Genomic DNA, 2,282 nt, shown 5'->3' on the forward strand with positions numbered 1-2,282 from the left:
AGTGTGTATAAGAGACAGCCTCCACCCCCAGTCACAAACTTAAGTCTATTAGTTAATACTAACCAAGATGGCATAGACAAAGATGAAAAACTAACCTTACGAGAAGCAATTGAAATCGTTAACGGCAAATTAGATATTAACAAATTAAGCCCAGCCGAAAAATCCCAAATTCAAACATTAGCAAGTGCGACAAATTCGAGGATTGAATTTAATTTATCCCCTGGGGAAACTACAATTTACCTTCAGGAAATATTACCAGCTTTGGCAAGCCCGGGATTAGTTATAGATGGCACTAGCCAACCAGGTTACAATGCCACAAAATCCCCAACCACAACGATTGCAATCCCTCAGCCGATAATTGCGATCGCACCAGCATCAGATCGGCAGATTCTCAGGGGCTTGACAATTGTCGCAGATGGTGTTACTGTACGCGGCTTAAGTATTTATGGATTTAAGCAATTCAAATCGAGTCTTGCAGAGCCAAAAGGGGTAACTCTCTTAACCCCACCTGCGGATATTTTCATCGCCCATAAGTCACCGCCGCCAGAGATTAATTTGGAGGAGTCTCCTAATGGTAGTTTTCCCTTCTATGAGAAAGATGTACCACCAAAAGATGTGGTAATTGAAATGAATTGGTTGGGAATGCCTCCTAGTGGAGAAATGCCGGAAAACAATTCAGCTTTTGGTGTATCGGTATTTAATAGTTTTGGGGCGACGATTCGTAAAAATAGAATTGCCTATCATGATGGTAGTGGCATTATTACTTCAGTCCAGGCGAAGAATCTGAATGTGGCAGATAATATTATTGTGGGTAATGGTATTGCGGGTATGCCAGATGCAATTCGCCTGGAAGGGATAATTGATAATTCTCAGGTAACGGGGAATTTAATTTGTGGTAATGATGGTAGTGGGATTTATTTATTTAAACCCGATGGTGCTGTTGATATTCGGAATAATCATATTCAGTTTAATGGGAGGCGATTTCGAAAGGCAGCAGTTTATGTGATGGGGGATAATCATCAAGTTGTCGATAATACTATTGCCTATCAATCGGGGCCAGGTGTGGTGGTAGGAGCTTATCCTTTGAGCCGTAATAATAATATTGAAACCAATCAATTTGGGGGATTAGAAGGACTTAGTATAGACTTAAACACACAGCAAAATGTCGAACCTATTCATTTTCAAGGAGGAGATGGCACTAATCCAGTTAGAAGTTCTCGCCGGGAACGAAAAGAAACCGGAAATTCCGCTATTAATGCCCCTCAGTTTATTTCTAAAGAATTCTTTGTTTTGGGAGATGAAGTAGAACTTTTAGGTAAATCAGATCCCGGATCGACAATAGAAATTTATCGAGTTTGGGAGGAGAATCAGACTCTTTTTGGTCCTTTAAATGGTGTATTGAAAACCGTAAAAGCAGATGCGGAGGGGAATTTTAGAGTAATGTTAGAAGACTTGGAAGCTGGAGATAGAGTAAGTGCGATCGCAACTCATCCAGACTATGGTACTTCAGAACCTGCACTAAATGCCCTAATTCAATCAGCGACAAATCCAGTAACTCTCGAAGAGATACCAGCTCAAACAGTTACTCCCCAATGCAATACCCTAGTCCAACTTACACCACCGCCCAGACCAATCCCACCAGAAATCATACCACCGCAACCACTTCTACCACCCACACAACCCCTACGATTGCAGGTTCCCAGGAATATCCATTTTGCCCTAGATAAATCGGAAATTAGTCCAGAAAGTGCAGCGGTACTTGACAAAGTTACCACTGTTCTCCAAGAATATTCTTTTTTAACAGTAGATATTGAAGGACACACAGATCCTCGCGCTAACGATGCCTATAATCAAGCATTAGGAAATCGTCGGGCGCTAGCAGTCAGGAATTACCTATTGCGTCGAGGGATTGAACCCGAAAGAATGACAATTCGCTCATTAGGGGAAACCCAGCGCCGCACAACAGGTACAGGCGTTTTGGACTACGCCCGCGATCGCAGAGTGGAGTTAATTTTCCAGGATACCAGAGGATTAGACATCATTTTTGAAGACCAAGAAAACGACTTGCAACCGGAATCTTCTGGGCGGAGAAGACGGTAATTGCGATAGCGTTAAATAACATTCATTGGCAAGGATAAATCCCTTGTTATTGAAAAAGTTTATTTTTACAGGTGTGATTTTAACGTGAAAATTCCATTTCAAACGATATCGTACATCATCCTCAATCACCGCCAGTGGTTAAAACCACTGTCTCATAGCTCAAGTCAGTTAAAACTGACTGA

At 41.8% G+C, this 2,282-nt stretch carries 1 protein-coding gene; it reads left to right on the forward strand.

Annotation, left to right across the window (positions count from 1 at the left end; translation table 11 throughout):
- Positions 1-2,100: OmpA family protein (locus NJ959_RS15660; protein ID WP_254012672.1), on the forward strand; the 2,100-nt coding region annotated here is incomplete at its 5' end.
- Between the last annotated feature and the right edge of the window lie 182 nt (positions 2,101-2,282).

It is taken from the genome of Limnofasciculus baicalensis BBK-W-15, assembly GCF_024178385.1.
Lineage (GTDB): Bacteria > Cyanobacteriota > Cyanobacteriia > Cyanobacteriales > Coleofasciculaceae > Limnofasciculus > Limnofasciculus baicalensis.